The organism is Christiangramia lutea, assembly GCF_022489035.1.
GTDB classification, from domain to species: Bacteria; Bacteroidota; Bacteroidia; order Flavobacteriales; family Flavobacteriaceae; genus Christiangramia; species Christiangramia lutea.
This window is the reverse complement of record NZ_JAKVTV010000003.1, coordinates 62,425-78,600: the sequence shown is the minus strand read 5'-3', so window position 1 is coordinate 78,600 and position 16,176 is coordinate 62,425. Positions and strand designations below refer to the sequence as shown.

At 38.4% G+C, this 16,176-nt stretch carries 16 protein-coding genes and 3 tRNA genes; 12 read left to right on the top strand and 7 right to left on the bottom strand.

Features of this window, described 5'->3' with window-relative positions:
• The first annotated feature begins 1 nt into the window (after window position 1).
• Entirely contained in the window at window positions 2-502 is a 501-nt protein-coding gene (locus ML462_RS09670; RefSeq protein WP_240713616.1) for a phosphoribosyltransferase family protein, read from the top strand.
• On the opposite strand, the gene ML462_RS09665 is transcribed toward ML462_RS09670, so the two are convergent.
• The gene (locus ML462_RS09665; RefSeq protein ID WP_240713615.1) at window positions 494-1,015 is read right to left on the bottom strand and encodes a shikimate kinase; all 522 of its coding nucleotides are present in this window, start codon (window positions 1,013-1,015) and stop codon (window positions 494-496) included. The two genes, ML462_RS09670 and ML462_RS09665, sit on opposite strands and share 9 nt — an antisense overlap.
• 126 nt (window positions 1,016-1,141) lie before the next feature.
• Between ML462_RS09665 and ML462_RS09660 the strand changes: the two genes are divergently transcribed.
• The 8 genes from ML462_RS09660 (at window position 1,142) to ML462_RS09625 (ending at window position 6,500) form a co-directional block, all read left to right on the top strand.
• Window positions 1,142-1,214, top strand: a tRNA-Lys gene (locus ML462_RS09660).
• A 33-nt stretch (window positions 1,215-1,247) separates the two neighbouring features.
• A tRNA-Lys gene (locus ML462_RS09655) sits at window positions 1,248-1,320 on the top strand.
• Between the two features lie 70 nt (window positions 1,321-1,390).
• Window positions 1,391-1,474 (top strand) — tRNA-Leu (locus tag ML462_RS09650).
• A gap of 195 nt (window positions 1,475-1,669) precedes the next feature.
• On the top strand, window positions 1,670-2,572 hold the full coding sequence (locus ML462_RS09645) for a MerR family transcriptional regulator (protein WP_240713614.1): 903 nt from the start codon (window positions 1,670-1,672) through the stop codon (window positions 2,570-2,572).
• A gap of 9 nt (window positions 2,573-2,581) precedes the next feature.
• On the top strand, window positions 2,582-4,048 hold the full coding sequence (locus tag ML462_RS09640) for a phytoene desaturase family protein (RefSeq protein WP_240713613.1): 1,467 nt from the start codon (window positions 2,582-2,584) through the stop codon (window positions 4,046-4,048).
• Window position 4,049: 1 nt separating this feature from the next.
• The gene (locus ML462_RS09635) at window positions 4,050-4,889 is read left to right on the top strand and encodes a phytoene/squalene synthase family protein (RefSeq protein ID WP_240714072.1); all 840 of its coding nucleotides are present in this window, start codon (window positions 4,050-4,052) and stop codon (window positions 4,887-4,889) included.
• Between the two features lie 11 nt (window positions 4,890-4,900).
• Window positions 4,901-5,350: a sterol desaturase family protein gene (locus tag ML462_RS09630; protein ID WP_240713612.1), complete on the top strand. Its 450-nt coding sequence runs from the start codon at window positions 4,901-4,903 to the stop codon at window positions 5,348-5,350.
• A gap of 13 nt (window positions 5,351-5,363) precedes the next feature.
• Complete coding sequence (locus ML462_RS09625; RefSeq protein WP_240713611.1) at window positions 5,364-6,500, top strand: lycopene cyclase family protein; 1,137 nt, start codon at window positions 5,364-5,366, stop codon at window positions 6,498-6,500.
• On the opposite strand, the gene ML462_RS09620 is transcribed toward ML462_RS09625, so the two are convergent.
• From ML462_RS09620 to ML462_RS09600, 5 genes are all read right to left on the bottom strand, one after another.
• A complete protein-coding gene (locus ML462_RS09620; RefSeq protein WP_240713610.1) occupies window positions 6,501-7,061 on the bottom strand; it encodes a TlpA family protein disulfide reductase in 561 nt (186 codons plus the stop codon).
• An 85-nt stretch (window positions 7,062-7,146) separates the two neighbouring features.
• Complete coding sequence (locus ML462_RS09615; RefSeq protein WP_240713609.1) at window positions 7,147-9,414, bottom strand: aconitate hydratase; 2,268 nt, start codon at window positions 9,412-9,414, stop codon at window positions 7,147-7,149.
• A 251-nt stretch (window positions 9,415-9,665) separates the two neighbouring features.
• Entirely contained in the window at window positions 9,666-10,616 is a 951-nt protein-coding gene (locus tag ML462_RS09610) for an AAA family ATPase (protein WP_240713608.1), read from the bottom strand.
• A gap of 8 nt (window positions 10,617-10,624) precedes the next feature.
• Window positions 10,625-12,073, bottom strand: coding sequence for a peptidylprolyl isomerase (locus tag ML462_RS09605; protein ID WP_240713607.1), 1,449 nt, complete (start codon window positions 12,071-12,073; stop codon window positions 10,625-10,627).
• Complete coding sequence (locus ML462_RS09600; RefSeq protein ID WP_240713606.1) at window positions 12,036-12,896, bottom strand: peptidyl-prolyl cis-trans isomerase; 861 nt, start codon at window positions 12,894-12,896, stop codon at window positions 12,036-12,038. Before ML462_RS09600 ends, ML462_RS09605 begins: the two co-directional genes overlap by 38 nt.
• A gap of 198 nt (window positions 12,897-13,094) precedes the next feature.
• Between ML462_RS09600 and ML462_RS09595 the strand changes: the two genes are divergently transcribed.
• Both ML462_RS09595 and ML462_RS09590 read left to right on the top strand, forming a co-directional pair.
• Window positions 13,095-13,547: an SRPBCC family protein gene (locus ML462_RS09595; RefSeq protein ID WP_240713605.1), complete on the top strand. Its 453-nt coding sequence runs from the start codon at window positions 13,095-13,097 to the stop codon at window positions 13,545-13,547.
• A gap of 70 nt (window positions 13,548-13,617) precedes the next feature.
• Entirely contained in the window at window positions 13,618-14,163 is a 546-nt protein-coding gene (locus tag ML462_RS09590; protein WP_240713604.1) for an OmpH/Skp family outer membrane protein, read from the top strand.
• Window positions 14,164-14,233: 70 nt separating this feature from the next.
• Here the strand turns inward: ML462_RS09590 and guaB are convergent, their stop codons facing one another.
• Window positions 14,234-15,706, bottom strand: coding sequence for an IMP dehydrogenase (gene guaB, locus ML462_RS09585; protein ID WP_240713603.1), 1,473 nt, complete (start codon window positions 15,704-15,706; stop codon window positions 14,234-14,236).
• A gap of 227 nt (window positions 15,707-15,933) precedes the next feature.
• Between guaB and ML462_RS09580 the strand changes: the two genes are divergently transcribed.
• A complete protein-coding gene (locus ML462_RS09580) occupies window positions 15,934-16,176 on the top strand; it encodes a hypothetical protein (RefSeq protein ID WP_240713602.1) in 243 nt (80 codons plus the stop codon).

Sequence of the window (16,176 nt, the reverse complement as noted above, 5' to 3'; positions counted from 1 at the left end):
GATGAAGGATCGTCATCCAATTTTAGATCAGGAACAGATCAAACATAAGATAAGAAGGATTGCTTACCAGATTTACGAAAGCAATATTGAGGAGCAGGAAATCATAATTGCAGGAATTGCAAAAAATGGATTTATCCTGGCTGAGAAAATAGAGACTGAACTTAAAGAAATTTCTCCTCTGAAAATTATTTTGTGTAAGGTAGAAATGGATAAAAAGAATCCTCTAGGAGAAATTAAGACCTCATTATCCCCAGAGCAATATAAAAACAAGTCGATTATACTTGTAGATGATGTCCTGAATTCCGGCACTACCTTGATCTACGGCGTACGTCACTTTCTGGAAGTACCTTTGAAGCATTTTAACACCGCCGTATTAGTAGATAGAAATCATAAGAAATACCCTGTAAAGGCAGATTTTAAAGGCATCTCCCTTTCAACTTCACTAAGTGAAACAGTAAAAGTCAGCTTCGAAAAAGGAAAAGAGAGAGTTGAATTATTTTAGCCTATCTTCAATTTCATTAATTATTTCCTCAGCAGTCTTTGAATCACAATTAATGATGTGTTGGCTTTGGCTATAAACAAATCCTCTTTCAAAAAGATGTTTCCTGATAAAATCTTCAAGGTCTTCCCTTTTCTTTAAATGACTTATCAAGGGGCGCTTCTCCTTCTCTTTTTCAAGCCTGTTGGTCAAGTTCTCGATATTAAGTTTCAGATAAATCGATTCTATATCTTCAGCTGCTTTAATCAATTCCATATTATCACCATAGCAAGGAGTTCCTCCACCAAGTGAAACAACAACACTTTTTTCCAGCGCTATCATTTCCTTTAGAACCTTAAGCTCCAGTTTACGGAAATAGATCTCTCCTTTCTGCTGAAAAATATCTGAAATTGTAGATTTTTCTCTTTTTTCGATTTCCTCATCAAAATCTATAAATTCTTGCCCAATTCTTTCCGCTAATCGCTTTCCAATAAAAGATTTCCCGGATCCCATGTAGCCCAGTAAAAAAATTTTCATGTGTTAATCTGCTTAAAATGAGTAAAACGCAAAACTATGATAAAATTATAGCAATTTAGGCTTGAAAAATAAATTAATGAGTGTATATTTGCACCCGCATTCGCAAAAAGACGGATGCTTTTTATTGATCTGGTAGCTCAGTTGGTAGAGCATCTCCCTTTTAAGGAGAGGGTCCTGGGTTCGAGCCCCAGCCAGATCACTAAATAAGTTCAAAATATATCGTTTTGTTCAAGATCTGGTAGCTCAGTTGGTAGAGCATCTCCCTTTTAAGGAGAGGGTCCTGGGTTCGAGCCCCAGCCAGATCACTTCTAAGTTCTGCACCGGAATCCCTCCGGTTTTTTATTACCAGCCTATGGAGCTTTTCCATAATCTCAAACCCGAGTGCTGGAATTGGTAGACAGGCATGGTTGAGGGCCATGTGTCCATTAGGACGTGCGGGTTCAAGTCCCGCCTCGGGTACTACTTCATTTTTATTCAATCACTTTTTTTTCCTTAATTAATAAGATCTACTCTTTAATTTAGATTACACCCCTATATTCTTTTCAAGTTTCATTTTTGTTTAATTTTTTAATTTCTTTATTAAACATTTTAACATTTTAATAAAGCTTTTACTTACTTTAATTCTTTAGATTTGTTTAATCCCTATGAAGAATCATGGAACACATTAAACAAAACTTTAGCATAAAAGACCTGGAACACCTTAGCGGGATTAAGGCTCATACTATTAGAATATGGGAAAAACGCTACGATATTCTGAATCCAGAAAGAACAGACACCAATATTAGAACCTATAATGGCGAAAATCTTCAAAAACTTCTGAATATTGCCTTTTTAAACAGCCATGGGTATAAGATCTCCCGTATCTCAAAAATGAAGGAAGAAGAGATCAACGACCTGGTTAAACGAATTTCAGCTTCCTCGAGCGAAGAAAACAGGTCAAAAAACTCTTTTAAGCTTGCTATGATGAATTTCGATGACAGGCTTTTTCAGCAGACTTACAATAAACTAAGAGAAAAGCGAAGCTTTAGAGAGGTGTTCCATGATGTTTTTCTTCCCCTACTCGAAGAAATCGGGCTGCTATGGCAAACAGATACTATAAAGCCTATTCATGAGCACTATATAGTTGAACTCATAAAACAAAAAATTTACCTTAATATAGCCGACCTAAGATCTGAAATGATTAATGAGGAGGATGAAAAACTGTATGTGCTATTCCTTCCAACTAATGAAATTCATGATTTGGGAATTCTTTACCTGAATTATGAATTGCTTAATGCAGGAAAGAATGCTGTTTATCTAGGTCCCAGTTTACCTCTAGACAATATGGATTACCTGATGAAAATCCATAAGAACCTCGTTTTCGTAAGTTACCTTACGGTATCACCGGTAAATACAGATATTCATGAATTTGTAGAAGAATTTCAGGAAAAGATCTGTGGGAAAAAGAACCACGAATTACTTCTTTTTGGCCAGAGAACCAAGGAAATTGACAAATCAAAAATGGCAGAAAACGTAAAAATTCAATCAAACCTGAATGAATTTATAAACCAACTATAAACCTTTACAATGCCCCAGACAATTAAAATAATTGGCTCAGGTTTCTCATCTCTCGCCGCTTCCTGTTACCTGGCCAAAGCAGGCTATAAAGTTGAAGTTTTTGAAAAAAACAGCACGGTTGGTGGCAGAGCCAGGCAATTCAAAAAAGAAGGTTTTACTTTCGATATTGGCCCTACCTGGTATTGGATGCCTGATGTTTTTGAGAGGTTTTTTTCCGATTTCAATAGAAAAACTTCTGACTTTTACCAACTGGAAAAACTCGATCCTGCCTATCAGGTTTACTTCGGAGAAAATGATTCAGTTTTAATACCCGGGTCTTTAAACGAGATTTATAACAATTTCGAAAAAGTTGAGTCCGGAAGTTCTAGAAAACTTGAAAACTTTATAACGAAGGCGAAAGACAACTACGACATTGCGATCAAGGACCTGGTTTATCGTCCTGGGATATCACCGATGGAGTTGGTTACTCCTGCAACCGCAACCAGAATATCTAGATTCTTTACCAACATAAGCGCAGATGTTCGAAAGGATTTCACAAGCAATAAATTGAGGCAAATACTGGAATTTCCTGTATTATTCCTGGGAGCGAAACCAAGTGATACCCCGGCCTTTTATAATTTTATGAACTATGCCGATTTTGGATTAGGAACCTGGCATCCCAAAGGGGGAATGTACAAGGTGATTGAAGGTATAAAGGATCTTGCTGAATCCCTGGGAGTTATTTTTCACCTCAATTCACCCGTAGATCAAATTATCACTGAAAATGGCAAAGCCAAAGGAATCGTGGTAGATGGTCAGGAACACCATGCTGATATTGTCCTTACTGGAGCAGATTATCATCATTCAGAGCAATTATTGCCTGAAGAACTTAGACAGTATTCGAAAGATTACTGGAAAAGAAAGACTTTCGCTCCCTCATCTCTTTTATTCTACGTTGGATTTGATAAAAAGCTGGAAAACGTTTCTCATCATACCCTTTTCTTCGACAGTGACTTTAAAGAACATGCAAAGAATATTTATGACGACCCAAAATGGCCGGAAAACCCATTATTCTACGCGAGTTTTCCTTCGATTACCGATGAATCCTGCGCTCCAAATGACAAAGAAGCAGGCATATTCCTGATACCTTTAGCTCCAGACCTGGAAGATACCGAGGAGATTCGAGAACGTTACTTCAATATTATCATTGATCGTTTTGAAAGAATTACCGGACAAAAAATTAAAAATAATATTATATTTAAAAAGTCCTTTTGTGTGAAAGATTTCAAAGACGCTTATAATTCCTATAAAGGAAATGCCTATGGAATGGCAAATACACTTTTTCAAACTGCATTTTTAAGGCCAAAATTAAGAAGCAAGAAGGTTGAACATCTATATTTTACTGGACAGCTAACCGTACCAGGCCCGGGGGTTCCACCATCCTTAATTTCAGGTAAACTGGCAGCAGGTCTAATCGATAAAAATGAAAAGAAATAATATGAAAGCGCTTTTTGACAATGTATCCAGATCCTGCAGCCGTACGGTTACAAACTCCTACAGCACCTCTTTTTCATTAGCTACGAAGATGTTGGCTCCATCTATAAGACAGGATATCTATAACATCTATGGTTTTGTAAGGTTCGCAGATGAGATCGTGGATACATTTCATGATTATGATAAAGAGAAACTTTTTAATGATTTTGAAAGAGATCTTTATAATGCTATTGAAGCACGTATATCTTTAAATCCTATTCTCAACGCATTTCAGGAAACAGTTCATAAATATGGTATTGAAACAGAACTTTATGATGCCTTCATGAAGAGCATGCGTCTGGACCTTCATAAGTCTGAATACCTAACTATGGAAGAATACCGGCAGTATATCTATGGAAGCGCAGATGTGGTAGGCCTAATGTGCTTAAAGGTTTTTGTAGATGGCGATCAACAGAAATATGAAGAACTAAAAAAGAGCGCGATGAGTCTGGGTTCGGCCTTTCAGAAAGTGAACTTTTTAAGGGATCTAAAAGCCGATTACGAAGATCTTAGCAGAAGCTATTTTCCTAATGTTGATCTTTCCCAATTGAATGAGATGAATAAAGAGCAGATCATTAGAGAAATTGAGGAAGATTTTCATAAAGGATTAAAAGGTATAAGTAATCTTCCGGTCGAGGCTAAATTTGGAGTTTATACTGCTTATATTTACTATCGAAAATTATTACAAAAATTAAAAAGGATTCCATCACTGGAAATAAGAAAACGAAGGATTAGAGTTCCAAATTATCAAAAGGCTGGCCTGCTAGCAAAATCTTATATTTCTTATAGATTGAATCTTATATAAAATAAAGAACGATGAATGTTTTAATATGGATCGCAGTTTTTCTAGGCACCTTTATAATCATGGAAGGTATGGCCTGGTTTACTCATAAATATGTGATGCATGGTTTCCTCTGGAAATTACACAAAGATCATCACAGGAAAGACCACAGCAGCTGGTGGGAACGAAATGACCTTTTCTTTGTTTTTTATGCCCTGGTTAGTATTGGCTGTTTTCTTTTATGGAAATATGAAGATGTTTGGATTGGACTTCCTATAGGTCTTGGAATTCTTGCTTATGGGATCACTTACTTTACCGTGCACGATATCTTTATTCACCAGCGATTCAAGTTGTTTAGGAATGCCAATAATAAATACGCAAAAGGAATAAGAAGAGCCCATAAAATGCATCATAAACATCTTGGAAAAGATGATGGTGAATGTTTCGGAATGCTTTTCGTGCCATTCAAATACTTCAAAAAATAGAGATCTTCGCTAGATGATAACGCCAGATTATTTCTACGCCATTGTTGGCGGTGGTCTGGCTGGTTTACAGTTGGCCTACAGCATAAGTAATGATGTTTTTTTTAAAGGGAAAAAGATCGTCATTATCGATCCTTCAGATAAATCTAAAAATGACAAAACCTGGTGTTTCTGGGAAAATGGTAAAGGTAACTGGGATCATTTAATCCATAAGAGCTGGAGCAAGGCCGAATTCATTTCCTCTGGTGCAAAGGAAACTTTGAACCTTGAACCATATTCCTATAAAATGCTTCGATCCCTGGATTTCTATAGATTCATCAGGGAAAAATTAGAAAAGTCAGAACACGTCACCTTCGCAAAAGATGAAATTGAAAAGATAGACCAGGTCACCAGGACAGCCATTGGCAAAAAAAGAAACTATACGGCCACCCATTTTTTTGACAGTAGACCCCCTGAACATTATCTTAAGGATACAAAATCAACAAAGATATTTCAACATTTTAAGGGCTGGAAGATCAAAACTAAAAATGAGAAATTTGATGATAGGAATTTCACGATGATGGATTACCGTATCAAATATCAGAATTCTACAAGTTTCACCTATGTTCTTCCGGTATCTAAAAATGAAGCCCTGGTTGAATTCACTTTTTTCACGCCCTTCACAGTAGAGGATGATGAATACGACAAATATCTTCAACGCTATATTTCAGATATCTTAAAAATCGAAGATTATAAGGTTATTGAATCGGAAAAAGGCTTGATCCCCATGACCGATTATTCGTTTCATAAACAAAACACAGAATATATCACGAAGATTGGCACCGCCGGTGGCTGGGTAAAGGCTTCGTCTGGATATTCATTTAAAAATACTGAAAAGAAAATAGACCTATTAATCGATAATATTAAAAGTGGCCTGGTTCCTTCTCATAAGCTTCAAAATAAAAAATTCAGAAAATATGACGCTATTTTCCTGGATGTCCTTGAGAAAAGAAATGACCTTGGAGAAGAGGTATTCACCAAATTATACACAAAAAATACTATCCAGGATATTTTCAGATTTCTCGATGAAGAAACAAAAATTTCAGAGGAACTAAAGATCATGAAATCACTGTTCCACCCACAATTTCTGAAATCCTTTTTCAAAAAAATATAATTACTCTGCGATAAGCTTATCCAGAGTTTGCCTGAAACTATCGCTGTTCCAGTCGGCAGAACCAACCTTATCTACCACGATACTACCCTTTTTTGAGATCACATAGGTAGTTGGCAGAGTTCTTCCATCCATGGGTTTCGGAGCTTTGGTAAGCATTTTATAAGAAGGTAAGGTGAAACGCTTCCGCTTCATATATCCATCTACAGTCTCATGTTGTTCACTTGAAACAAATAAGAAAGTAGCCTTGTCTCCATAATCTTCATATAGTTCCTGGAAACTTGGCATTTCAGCGATACAGGGTGGGCACCAGGTTGCCCAGAAATTCACGATGACCACTTGATTCTCAAATTCTGAAAATTCGACACGCTTACCTCTTACATTTTCCAGCACCCAATTATAATCAGCTAATTTTTCTCTGTCTTCTTCATCATTTACTGACGGCGCAAAAGAAATAAGCTTGTTTACGAAGATCTGTATTGGTTTCCTGGTCTGGGGAATGATCATGGCAAGGATGATCACAATAAAAATAATATTAGACCACTGGTTCTTGAATAGTTTCATGGGTTGTGAGACTGAATTTCTGCAAAGTTAAGACATAAAAAAACTCCCTGAAAAGGGAGTTTTCTTTTTATAATTTCAGCTTTAATTAAGCTGCATTTTGCTTTTTGATAAGGTTAAGTGCTGAACCATGCTTATACCACTCGATCTGAGGAGCGTTATAAGTGTGATTTGCCTTAATCGTATCCTTGCTACCATCTGCATGAACGATCTCGATCGTTAATGGCTTGTCTGGAGCAAAGTCTTCAAGATCTACAAAGTTAAAAGTATCGTCTTCCTGAATAAGCTCGTAATCGTTCTCATTCGCGAAAGTAAGACCTAACATACCTTGCTTCTTAAGGTTTGTTTCGTGAATACGAGCGAAAGATTTCACCAATACAACCTTTACACCTAAATGTCTAGGCTCCATAGCCGCATGCTCTCTGGAAGAACCTTCACCATAGTTATGATCTCCCACAACCACAGTTGGAATTCCTTCTTTCTTATACTCTCTCTGTACTGCCGGTACACCATCGTACTCACCAGTCAGCTGGTTCTTCACAAAGTTTGTTTTCATATTGAAGGCATTCACCGCACCAATCAAACAGTTGTTAGAAATGTTATCTAAGTGCCCTCGGTAACGTAACCATGGTCCAGCCATAGAAATATGGTCGGTAGTACATTTTCCATGAGCTTTTATAAGTAGTTTTGCTCCGGTTAGATTCTTTCCGTCCCATGGCTCAAATGGAGTCAATAACTGAAGTCTTTCAGAATCTTCAGCAACTTTAACTTCAACGCTGCTACCGTCTTCCTTTGGAGCAATGTATCCCGCATCTTCCACAGCGAAACCTTTCGTTGGAAGTTCAATCCCTTGAGGTTCGTCAAGCATCACTTCTTCACCATCCTCGTTCATTAACTTATCACGAGTAGGATCAAAATCAAGACGGCCGGAAATTGCAATTGCCGCAACCATTTCTGGAGAACCTACAAATGCATGGGTATTCGGGTTACCATCGGCACGCTTAGAGAAGTTACGGTTAAAAGAGTGAACGATAGTGTTTTTCTCTTCTCCTTTTCTATCTGAACGATCCCACTGACCGATACATGGTCCACAGGCGTTGGTAAAAATAGTTGCATCAAGATCCTCAAAGATCTGAAGCAATCCGTCTCTTTCTGCTGTAAACCTAATTTGTTCAGACCCCGGGTTGATTCCGAAATCAGATTTTGCTTTAACTTTTTTATCTACCGCCTGTTTTGCAATAGAAGCTGCTCTTGTAAGATCCTCGTAAGAAGAGTTAGTACAAGAACCGATAAGCCCCCAATCTACATTGATTGGCCAGTCATGCTCTTTAGCTTTAGATCCCATTTCAGAAATAGGAGTCGCAAGGTCTGGAGTAAACGGTCCGTTAAGGTGAGGTTTCAATTCAGAAAGATTGATCTCGATAACCTCATCAAAATATTGTTCCGGATTTGCATAAACCTCATCATCACCTGTTAAGTGCTCACGAACTTCGTTAGCCGCGTTCGCAACATCTTCACGGTTTGTAGCTTTCAGGTAACGCTCCATAGAGTCGTCATACCCAAAAGTTGAAGTAGTTGCACCAACCTCAGCCCCCATGTTACAGATAGTTCCTTTACCTGTACAAGACATGCTACGTGCACCTTCTCCGAAATATTCGATAATTGCTCCGGTACCACCTTTTACAGTTAGGATACCAGCAACTTTTAAGATCACATCTTTAGGAGCGGTCCATCCGGAAAGTTTTCCGGTTAACTTTACTCCAATAAGTTTCGGGAATTTAAGCTCCCATGGCATTCCTGCCATTACATCAACCGCATCGGCTCCACCAACACCAATCGCTACCATTCCTAATCCACCAGCATTCACTGTGTGAGAATCGGTACCGATCATCATTCCGCCAGGGAATGCATAGTTTTCAAGAACAACCTGGTGAATAATACCTGCACCCGGTTTCCAGAATCCAATTCCATATTTGTTTGATACTGATTCCAGAAAGTCGAAAACCTCACTACTTGATTTGTTAGCCGACTGAAGGTCGATCGCAGCTCCCATCTTCGCCTGGATCAGGTGATCACAGTGAACAGTGGTTGGTACTGCAACTTTTTTCTTACCGGCTTGCATGAATTGCAATAAAGCCATTTGCGCTGTAGCATCCTGGCAGGCAATCCTGTCTGGTGAAAATTCAACATAATCTTTACCTCTTTTGTAAGCTTCGGTCGCCTGACCATCCCATAGGTGAGAGTAAAGTATTTTTTCTGAAAGTGTCAAAGGCTTTCCAACAACCTCACGAGCAGTATTTACTCTTTCGGCCATGTGGCTATACACCTTTTTGATCATATCAATATCGTATGCCATATTCTGTGTGTTTTTTGTTCTAAAAAAGTCTTGCAAAAATAAGGATTTCTAGGGGATTTTGAAAATTAGAAGCAATACTCAGAAATAAGTATAAATAATTTCTGAAATTAAAATTTTTACCTCCAAAAATTCAGTAAAAAGCAATATTCAGATGATAAATTGAGAATTTATCAAAATTTATAAAGGGGATTAAGTATAATGCCTTTTTAGACTGATTATGAATTAGCTGAAATTTCCAGCCTTTAGATAGATCAAAAAAGCTTTCTAATGATCTCTTCCTCGGTAATACCTTCAGCTTCTGCCTTGTAATTCTTGATGATCCTGTGTCGTAGAATTCCAAAAGCCACTGCCTGAACATCCTCAATATCTGGAGAGAATTTGCCATTAACGGCAGCATTGGTTTTTGCAGCCATAATTAGATTTTGAGAAGCTCTTGGTCCGGCTCCCCAATCTACATAATTCTTTATAAGATCTGGCGCACCATTTTGAGGACGGGTTTTCCCCACCAGCCTCACCGCATATTCCACTACATTATCGGGCACCGGAATACGACGTATCACCTTTTGAATATCTGAAATTTCCTGAGCGCTGAATAATGGATCAACTTGCTTTAGTTCATCTGTGGTGGTCGTTTTAACTACATCCACCTCTTCCTCAAAACTTGGGTAATCCAAGTTGATCGCGAACATAAATCTGTCCAGCTGAGCTTCCGGTAAGGGATAAGTCCCTTCTTGCTCTATGGGGTTCTGAGTGGCCAGTACAAAATATGGCAGATCCAGTTTATAATGATGACCAGCCACAGTGACAGCTCTTTCCTGCATCGCCTCAAGTAAGGCAGCCTGGGTTTTTGGAGGAGTCCTGTTTATCTCGTCTGCAAGCAGGATATTGGTAAAAACAGGACCCTTTATGAATTTGAATTTTCTATTCTCATCCAGGATCTCTGCCCCAAGAATATCACTGGGCATAAGATCTGGAGTGAACTGAATTCTTTTAAAATGTAAGCCAAGTGCTTGAGCAATGGTATTAACCATTAATGTTTTTGCTAGCCCGGGTACTCCAATGAGGAGCGAATGTCCACCAGAAAAAATAGAGAGCAGGATCTGGTTCACCACCTCATCCTGGCCTACGATAACTTTGGCGATCTCATTCTTAAGATCACGATGTTTATCTACTAACTTCTCTACAAGTGCAACATCAGACATAGAATACTTTAGTTTTTAACCCAATCACTGGTATAATCACAATCACGGAATTTACCGTTTACTTTAATATAAGTGTCATTGATCTTTTCTTTTTGCCATTCTTCAATAGCATCAAGCTGCTTGTCACGAAGAGCCAGTTCTTTAATTTTCTGAAAATCTGTAGCATAATCTGCTTCATGCTCTGGAATCTTCTTCGTTACCTTTATTATTTTATACTGAGGTCTTCCCGTTCTATCCTGCTGAGTTAATACTAAGGAAACTTCCCCTTCTTCCAGACCTTCAACCTGCTTAAACAACTCAGGATCTATTTTAGTGAGTTCAAATCTTGTATCTCCAGTTCTAGGATTAATCAGTTTACCTCCTTCGCTCTTGGTCTCCTCTTCATCAGAAACTTCTCTGGCAGCCTTGGCAAATTCAAGATCACCGGCAATTATCTTACTTCTTACGGTATCAATTTCCTTCCTGGCAGCTTCAACAGAAGCATTAGTTACATCTGGTATCAGAAGAATATGTCTTAATTCAACTGTTTGTCCCCTAATCTTATCTACCTGAATGATATGGTATCCAAATTCAGATTCAAAAGGTTCGCTAATTTCGCCCTCCTGAAGACTGAAAGCCACGTCTTTAAATTCTTTTACGAAGGCATCTTTTCGAGTTAAGGTTATTCTACCTCCATCTGGCGCAGTCCCCGGATCCTGAGAATACAATACCGCCTTGGTAGAAAAACTAGCACCGTTATCTTCGATATCGGCCTTGAATTCATTTAAACGATCAATAATCTTTTGCTTTTCAGACTCTGGTATTTCCGGTTCGATCACGATCTGTGAAAGTTCCACCTCTGTACCGAACATGGGCTTTTCTTCCATTTTATTGTAGTACTGCCTCACCTCTTCCGGAGTCACCTCGATATCTTCGATGATCTTTTGCTGCATTCTTTGCGTAAGTTGATTTTGCTTGGTAAGTTCAAAAATCTCCTCCCTAAGTTCAGCCTCGCTTTCCTTGTTATAAAATTCCAGGATCTTTTCCATGGAACCTGCTTGCTGCACCAGACCCTGAAGTCTCTGATCTACAATCCCGTTTATCTGGGCATCTGTAATTATTATACTATCCTGAATCGCATGGTGTGCGTATAACTTATTTTCCATTAATGAACCGGCAAGATTACAATCGGTCACCTCTCCGGTAGACATCCCCTGGCTCTGCATATCCTTATACATAAGATCTATGTCGCTCTCAAGAATAATATATTCACCAATAACGGCGGCGATTCCATCTACCTTTTTTCGCTGTACACCCTGCTGATCCTTTTCCACATTTTTAACTTCGGCATCTGGTTGTATAGAAGTACTATCTGTTACGATCACTTCCTGACCGTAACTAATTGTGGAAAACATAACACCCAAGCCTGCTAAAACAGGTTTAATTGAAGATTTCAAATTCATTATTCTTAATTGCATCTTTAGTAATATCTTTTTCTAGTTCCTTAATTAACGCCTGTTTTCGCTTGTTAAGCAAAATTTCGCGTATAGTTGCCGAAGCGTATTCCATGGGTGCCTGCTCATTTCGGCTTAGAACGTCCTTTACGTACACAAGATACACATTTAGCGAATCCTGTAATTCCATAAAATTAGATTTCTTAAGCAGGCTTGATCTATCCTCTACGGAAAGAGGTCCTATTTTGTCATAAACTGTTTTGGTCTTCACCCAAACCGAATCGTTTAATGAATAATTCTTGAACTGAAGGGCCATATTCAAAAGATCCTGTTGATCTTCTTCATTGAATCTCTCGATTTTTCTCTTGATATCATCCAGATTATTGCTGTTTTTGGCAATATTGATATACCTTAATTTAAGCAGATCCTCATTCAGTATAAAGTTCTCTTTATTCTTTTCATAATAATTTTCTACTTCCTCGCGGTTTAAAGAGGTATCAAGATCTCTCAATACCACCGCTTCAGTATAGGCATTAGTGAACAGCTCATTGCGGTAATTGTTCACCAGCTCACCAAATTCCTGTTGCTGGGATTGCGGTAAATTCAATTCAGCGCGATCTATTAGCAACTGTTGGGTTGCCCAGCGGTTAATATAATTTGAAACGATAATGGCACTGTCCTCGGGAGAGGTATTTTCATTAATTAGTGCCTGAATATCATCTTCATAAAGAAAAGATTCATTTACTCTCACCACTACCTTGCGATCATCAGACGGCTGAAAATAGTCACAGCCAACCAAGATCATAGAAAAAAGGGTAAAAATATATCTGCTAAAACTTTTCTTCAAAATCAATTTTTTTAGCATTTCTCAAAATAAATGCCAGAAGAGATCTATTCGGAAAATATATAATCTCTATCCGGGCAAAAATAAGAATTAGTTAAGGTTCTGCAAGCTAATGGCATAACGAAAACTGTAGATTTAAATTATAAATTTTAGAAATATTTAATTCTATCTTATCTTTAAGAGACAACAAATCAATCAATTATGAAATATCAACAGGAAATTGTGATAAATAAGCCTAGAAAAGAGGTTATAGCAAAGTTCTCAGACCCCGAAAATATGAAGCACTGGCAGAAAGGATTTATTTTTATGAAACCTATAAATGGCCAGCTTGGAGAGGAAGGATCACAAAATCTATTAAAATATGATATGGGGCGGCAGCAAATAGAAATGACCGAAACTATTTTAAAAAACGATCTTCCAGATGAATATAGCGCTACTTACGAGGCTAAAGGGGTTTATAATTACCAGGTGAACAGATTTACTCCTACCCTGGAAAAAAGTACCTTGTGGATCACAGAAAATGAATTTCAATTCAGTGGCTTTATGAAACTGGTAGGATGGTTTATGCCTGGAGCTTTTAAAAAGCAATCAAAAAAGTATATGGAAGACTTCAAAGCCTTTGTTGAAGATGGCAAAAGCGTGCTGGACAAGTAATTTTTATTTTGAAATAAATTCTTAGATATATTCTACTCAGGCTGTTATATTTGCGAAAAAATAACACAAAATGAAACGATTAAGTTTAGCGATCCTATTGATGTTTATAGCATTCTCATCAAATGCACAATCTAAGATCGGTACTATTGATGCCGAATATATTCTTTCCCAATTACCTGAAACGGTAGAGGTAAATAAAAACCTGGAAGCCTACAACACAGAACTACAGGATGAATTAAAAACGACCATCCAGGAATATGAAGGTTTAGTAAAAGACTATCAGGATACTGTCGCAGACCTTGATGACGAGGCAAAAAAAGAAAAGGAAGACAAGATCATCGAGCTGGAAAATGATATTAAAGGTTTCCGCCAGAAAGCTTCGGTTATGATGCAAATGAGACAAAATGAATTGAACGGGCCGCTATATGACAAAATAGATGCCGCCATGAAAGAAGTTATCAGCGAAGAAGGCTTTACCCAGATCTTTCATGCCGGAGCTAGCGGACTAGCCTTCTCCAGAGCTGAAGACGATATTACCTTAAAGGTTATGGACAAGTTGGGAATTGAGCCAAAAGAACCACAGCCTGAAGCTGAAAACACAGTAGAGAACAATTAAATTCTCCTGTTTATATAAAAAAGCTCCCGGGTTTCCGGGAGCTTTTTTTATGCACTTATAATAGTTGTTTCTATCTGCTATAATTAGGAGATTCTTTAGTAATGGTCACATCATGCGGGTGACTCTCATGAACTCCGGCAGCGGTAATTCTAATAAATTTACCTGTTTCTTTAAGGGTTTCAACATCCTTCGCTCCGCAATAACCCATCCCGGCCTTCAAGCCACCAATGAACTGGTGAATACTTTCTTCCAGGTCTCCTTTATATGGTACACGACCAACGATACCTTCCGGTACTAATTTTTTAATATCATCTTCAACATCCTGGAAGTACCGGTCTTTCGAACCTTTTTCCATTGCTTCTACAGATCCCATTCCACGGTAAGATTTAAACTTACGTCCTTCATAGATGATGGTTTCTCCTGGCGATTCCTTAGTGCCGGCAAGCAATGATCCTAACATCACACAATCGGCCCCGGCCGCAATAGCCTTAGGAATATCACCGGTATATCTTATTCCACCATCAGCGATCACTGGAACTCCAGTTCCTTTTATGGCTGCAGCAACTTCAAGAACTGCCGAAAATTGAGGGAATCCAACACCTGCTACCACACGGGTAGTACAAATAGATCCCGGTCCTATTCCAACTTTCACGGCATCTGCACCGGCCTCAACCAGATATTTTGCGGCTTCCCCGGTAGCAATATTTCCAACAACTACTTCAAGATCTGGAAATTTCTTTTTTACTTCTTTTAATACATGAACAACTCCACGAGTGTGACCGTGTGCAGTATCAATAATAATCGCATCCACTCCTGCATTTACCAAAGCCTCTGCCCTGTCTACCGCATCACCGGTTACACCAACTGCAGCAGCAACCCTTAATCTACCAAAGCTATCCTTATTTGCCATTGGCTTCTGGGTAAGCTTGGTAATATCCCTGAATGTAATAAGGCCTACCAGTTTTTGATTATCATTGATCACTGGTAGCTTTTCGATCTTATTTTCCTGCAGAATCTCTTCAGCATCATCCAAAGAAGTACCTTCCGAAACTGTTACCAGGTTACTAGATGTCATCACCTCTGAGATGGGTCTATTAAGATTCTTTTCAAACCTTAGATCCCTGTTAGTGACAATCCCGAGCAATTTCCCATTTTCGTCTACAATAGGAATCCCTCCAATACTATGCTCTCTCATAGATTCTTTCGCATCTCTGACTTTGGCAGAAATAGGTAAGGTCACAGGATCTATGATCATACCGCTTTCAGCACGTTTAACTTTACGAACTTTCAACGCCTGCTGCTCGATGGTCATATTCTTATGAAGAACCCCAATTCCTCCTTCCCTGGCCATGGCAATTGCCATACGAGATTCTGTTACGGTATCCATCGCTGCTGAAACGATAGGTACGTTTATAGGAATATTACGGGTAAATTTAGATTGTATACTTACTTCCCTTGGAAGAACTTCAGAATAAGCGGGTACTAAAAGTACATCATCGTAAGTAAGTCCGTCGCCTAGTATTTTTGATTCGTGTGCGGTCATTGCAATTAAGGATTTAATTGCGTGCAAATATAAGGTTTATTACTGAGAAAACGGGTCTCTAAATCATTTAGAGAGGATAATTTTCAGGTATAAAATTCAATATTTACGAAAGCCTGCTCTATGAGCGAAATATGAAAGATTCAGACCTTAATTTTCTGAAATAAAGTTATTTATATTGCTTCTTAAATCGGTCGGTTGTAAATTTAGTGGTACTAAAATTTTAGATCATGAGCATTAGATTAGGAAATAGCTGTATGAATTGTGAGCGCTTTAAAAACAACTTCTGTACAAAACATGAAACCAGTGTTGGCTTCCAGCATACCTGTGACAGTTTCAAAATGAAAGCGGCCATTAAGAACGAACCAAATTGTCTTAATTGCGGCAGATACCAGTCACCTACCTGTGCTAACCCTAAGAAGGCCGCGCCGGGAATGCTCTGCAACCATTGGGCTCCACAGGCTTCTGCCTAG

Coding starts and splice junctions, on each gene's coding strand:
- ML462_RS09670 (WP_240713616.1), top strand. CDS start 2: ATGAAGGATCGTCATCCAATTTTAGATCAGGAACAGATCAAACATAAG.
- ML462_RS09665 (WP_240713615.1), bottom strand. CDS start 1,015: ATGAAAATTTTTTTACTGGGCTACATGGGATCCGGGAAATCTTTTATT.
- ML462_RS09645 (WP_240713614.1), top strand. CDS start 1,670: ATGGAACACATTAAACAAAACTTTAGCATAAAAGACCTGGAACACCTT.
- ML462_RS09640 (WP_240713613.1), top strand. CDS start 2,582: ATGCCCCAGACAATTAAAATAATTGGCTCAGGTTTCTCATCTCTCGCC.
- ML462_RS09635 (WP_240714072.1), top strand. CDS start 4,050: ATGAAAGCGCTTTTTGACAATGTATCCAGATCCTGCAGCCGTACGGTT.
- ML462_RS09630 (WP_240713612.1), top strand. CDS start 4,901: ATGAATGTTTTAATATGGATCGCAGTTTTTCTAGGCACCTTTATAATC.
- ML462_RS09625 (WP_240713611.1), top strand. CDS start 5,364: ATGATAACGCCAGATTATTTCTACGCCATTGTTGGCGGTGGTCTGGCT.
- ML462_RS09620 (WP_240713610.1), bottom strand. CDS start 7,061: ATGAAACTATTCAAGAACCAGTGGTCTAATATTATTTTTATTGTGATC.
- ML462_RS09615 (WP_240713609.1), bottom strand. CDS start 9,414: ATGGCATACGATATTGATATGATCAAAAAGGTGTATAGCCACATGGCC.
- ML462_RS09610 (WP_240713608.1), bottom strand. CDS start 10,616: ATGTCTGATGTTGCACTTGTAGAGAAGTTAGTAGATAAACATCGTGAT.
- ML462_RS09605 (WP_240713607.1), bottom strand. CDS start 12,073: ATGCAATTAAGAATAATGAATTTGAAATCTTCAATTAAACCTGTTTTA.
- ML462_RS09595 (WP_240713605.1), top strand. CDS start 13,095: ATGAAATATCAACAGGAAATTGTGATAAATAAGCCTAGAAAAGAGGTT.
- ML462_RS09590 (WP_240713604.1), top strand. CDS start 13,618: ATGAAACGATTAAGTTTAGCGATCCTATTGATGTTTATAGCATTCTCA.
- guaB (WP_240713603.1), bottom strand. CDS start 15,706: ATGACCGCACACGAATCAAAAATACTAGGCGACGGACTTACTTACGAT.
- ML462_RS09580 (WP_240713602.1), top strand. CDS start 15,934: ATGAGCATTAGATTAGGAAATAGCTGTATGAATTGTGAGCGCTTTAAA.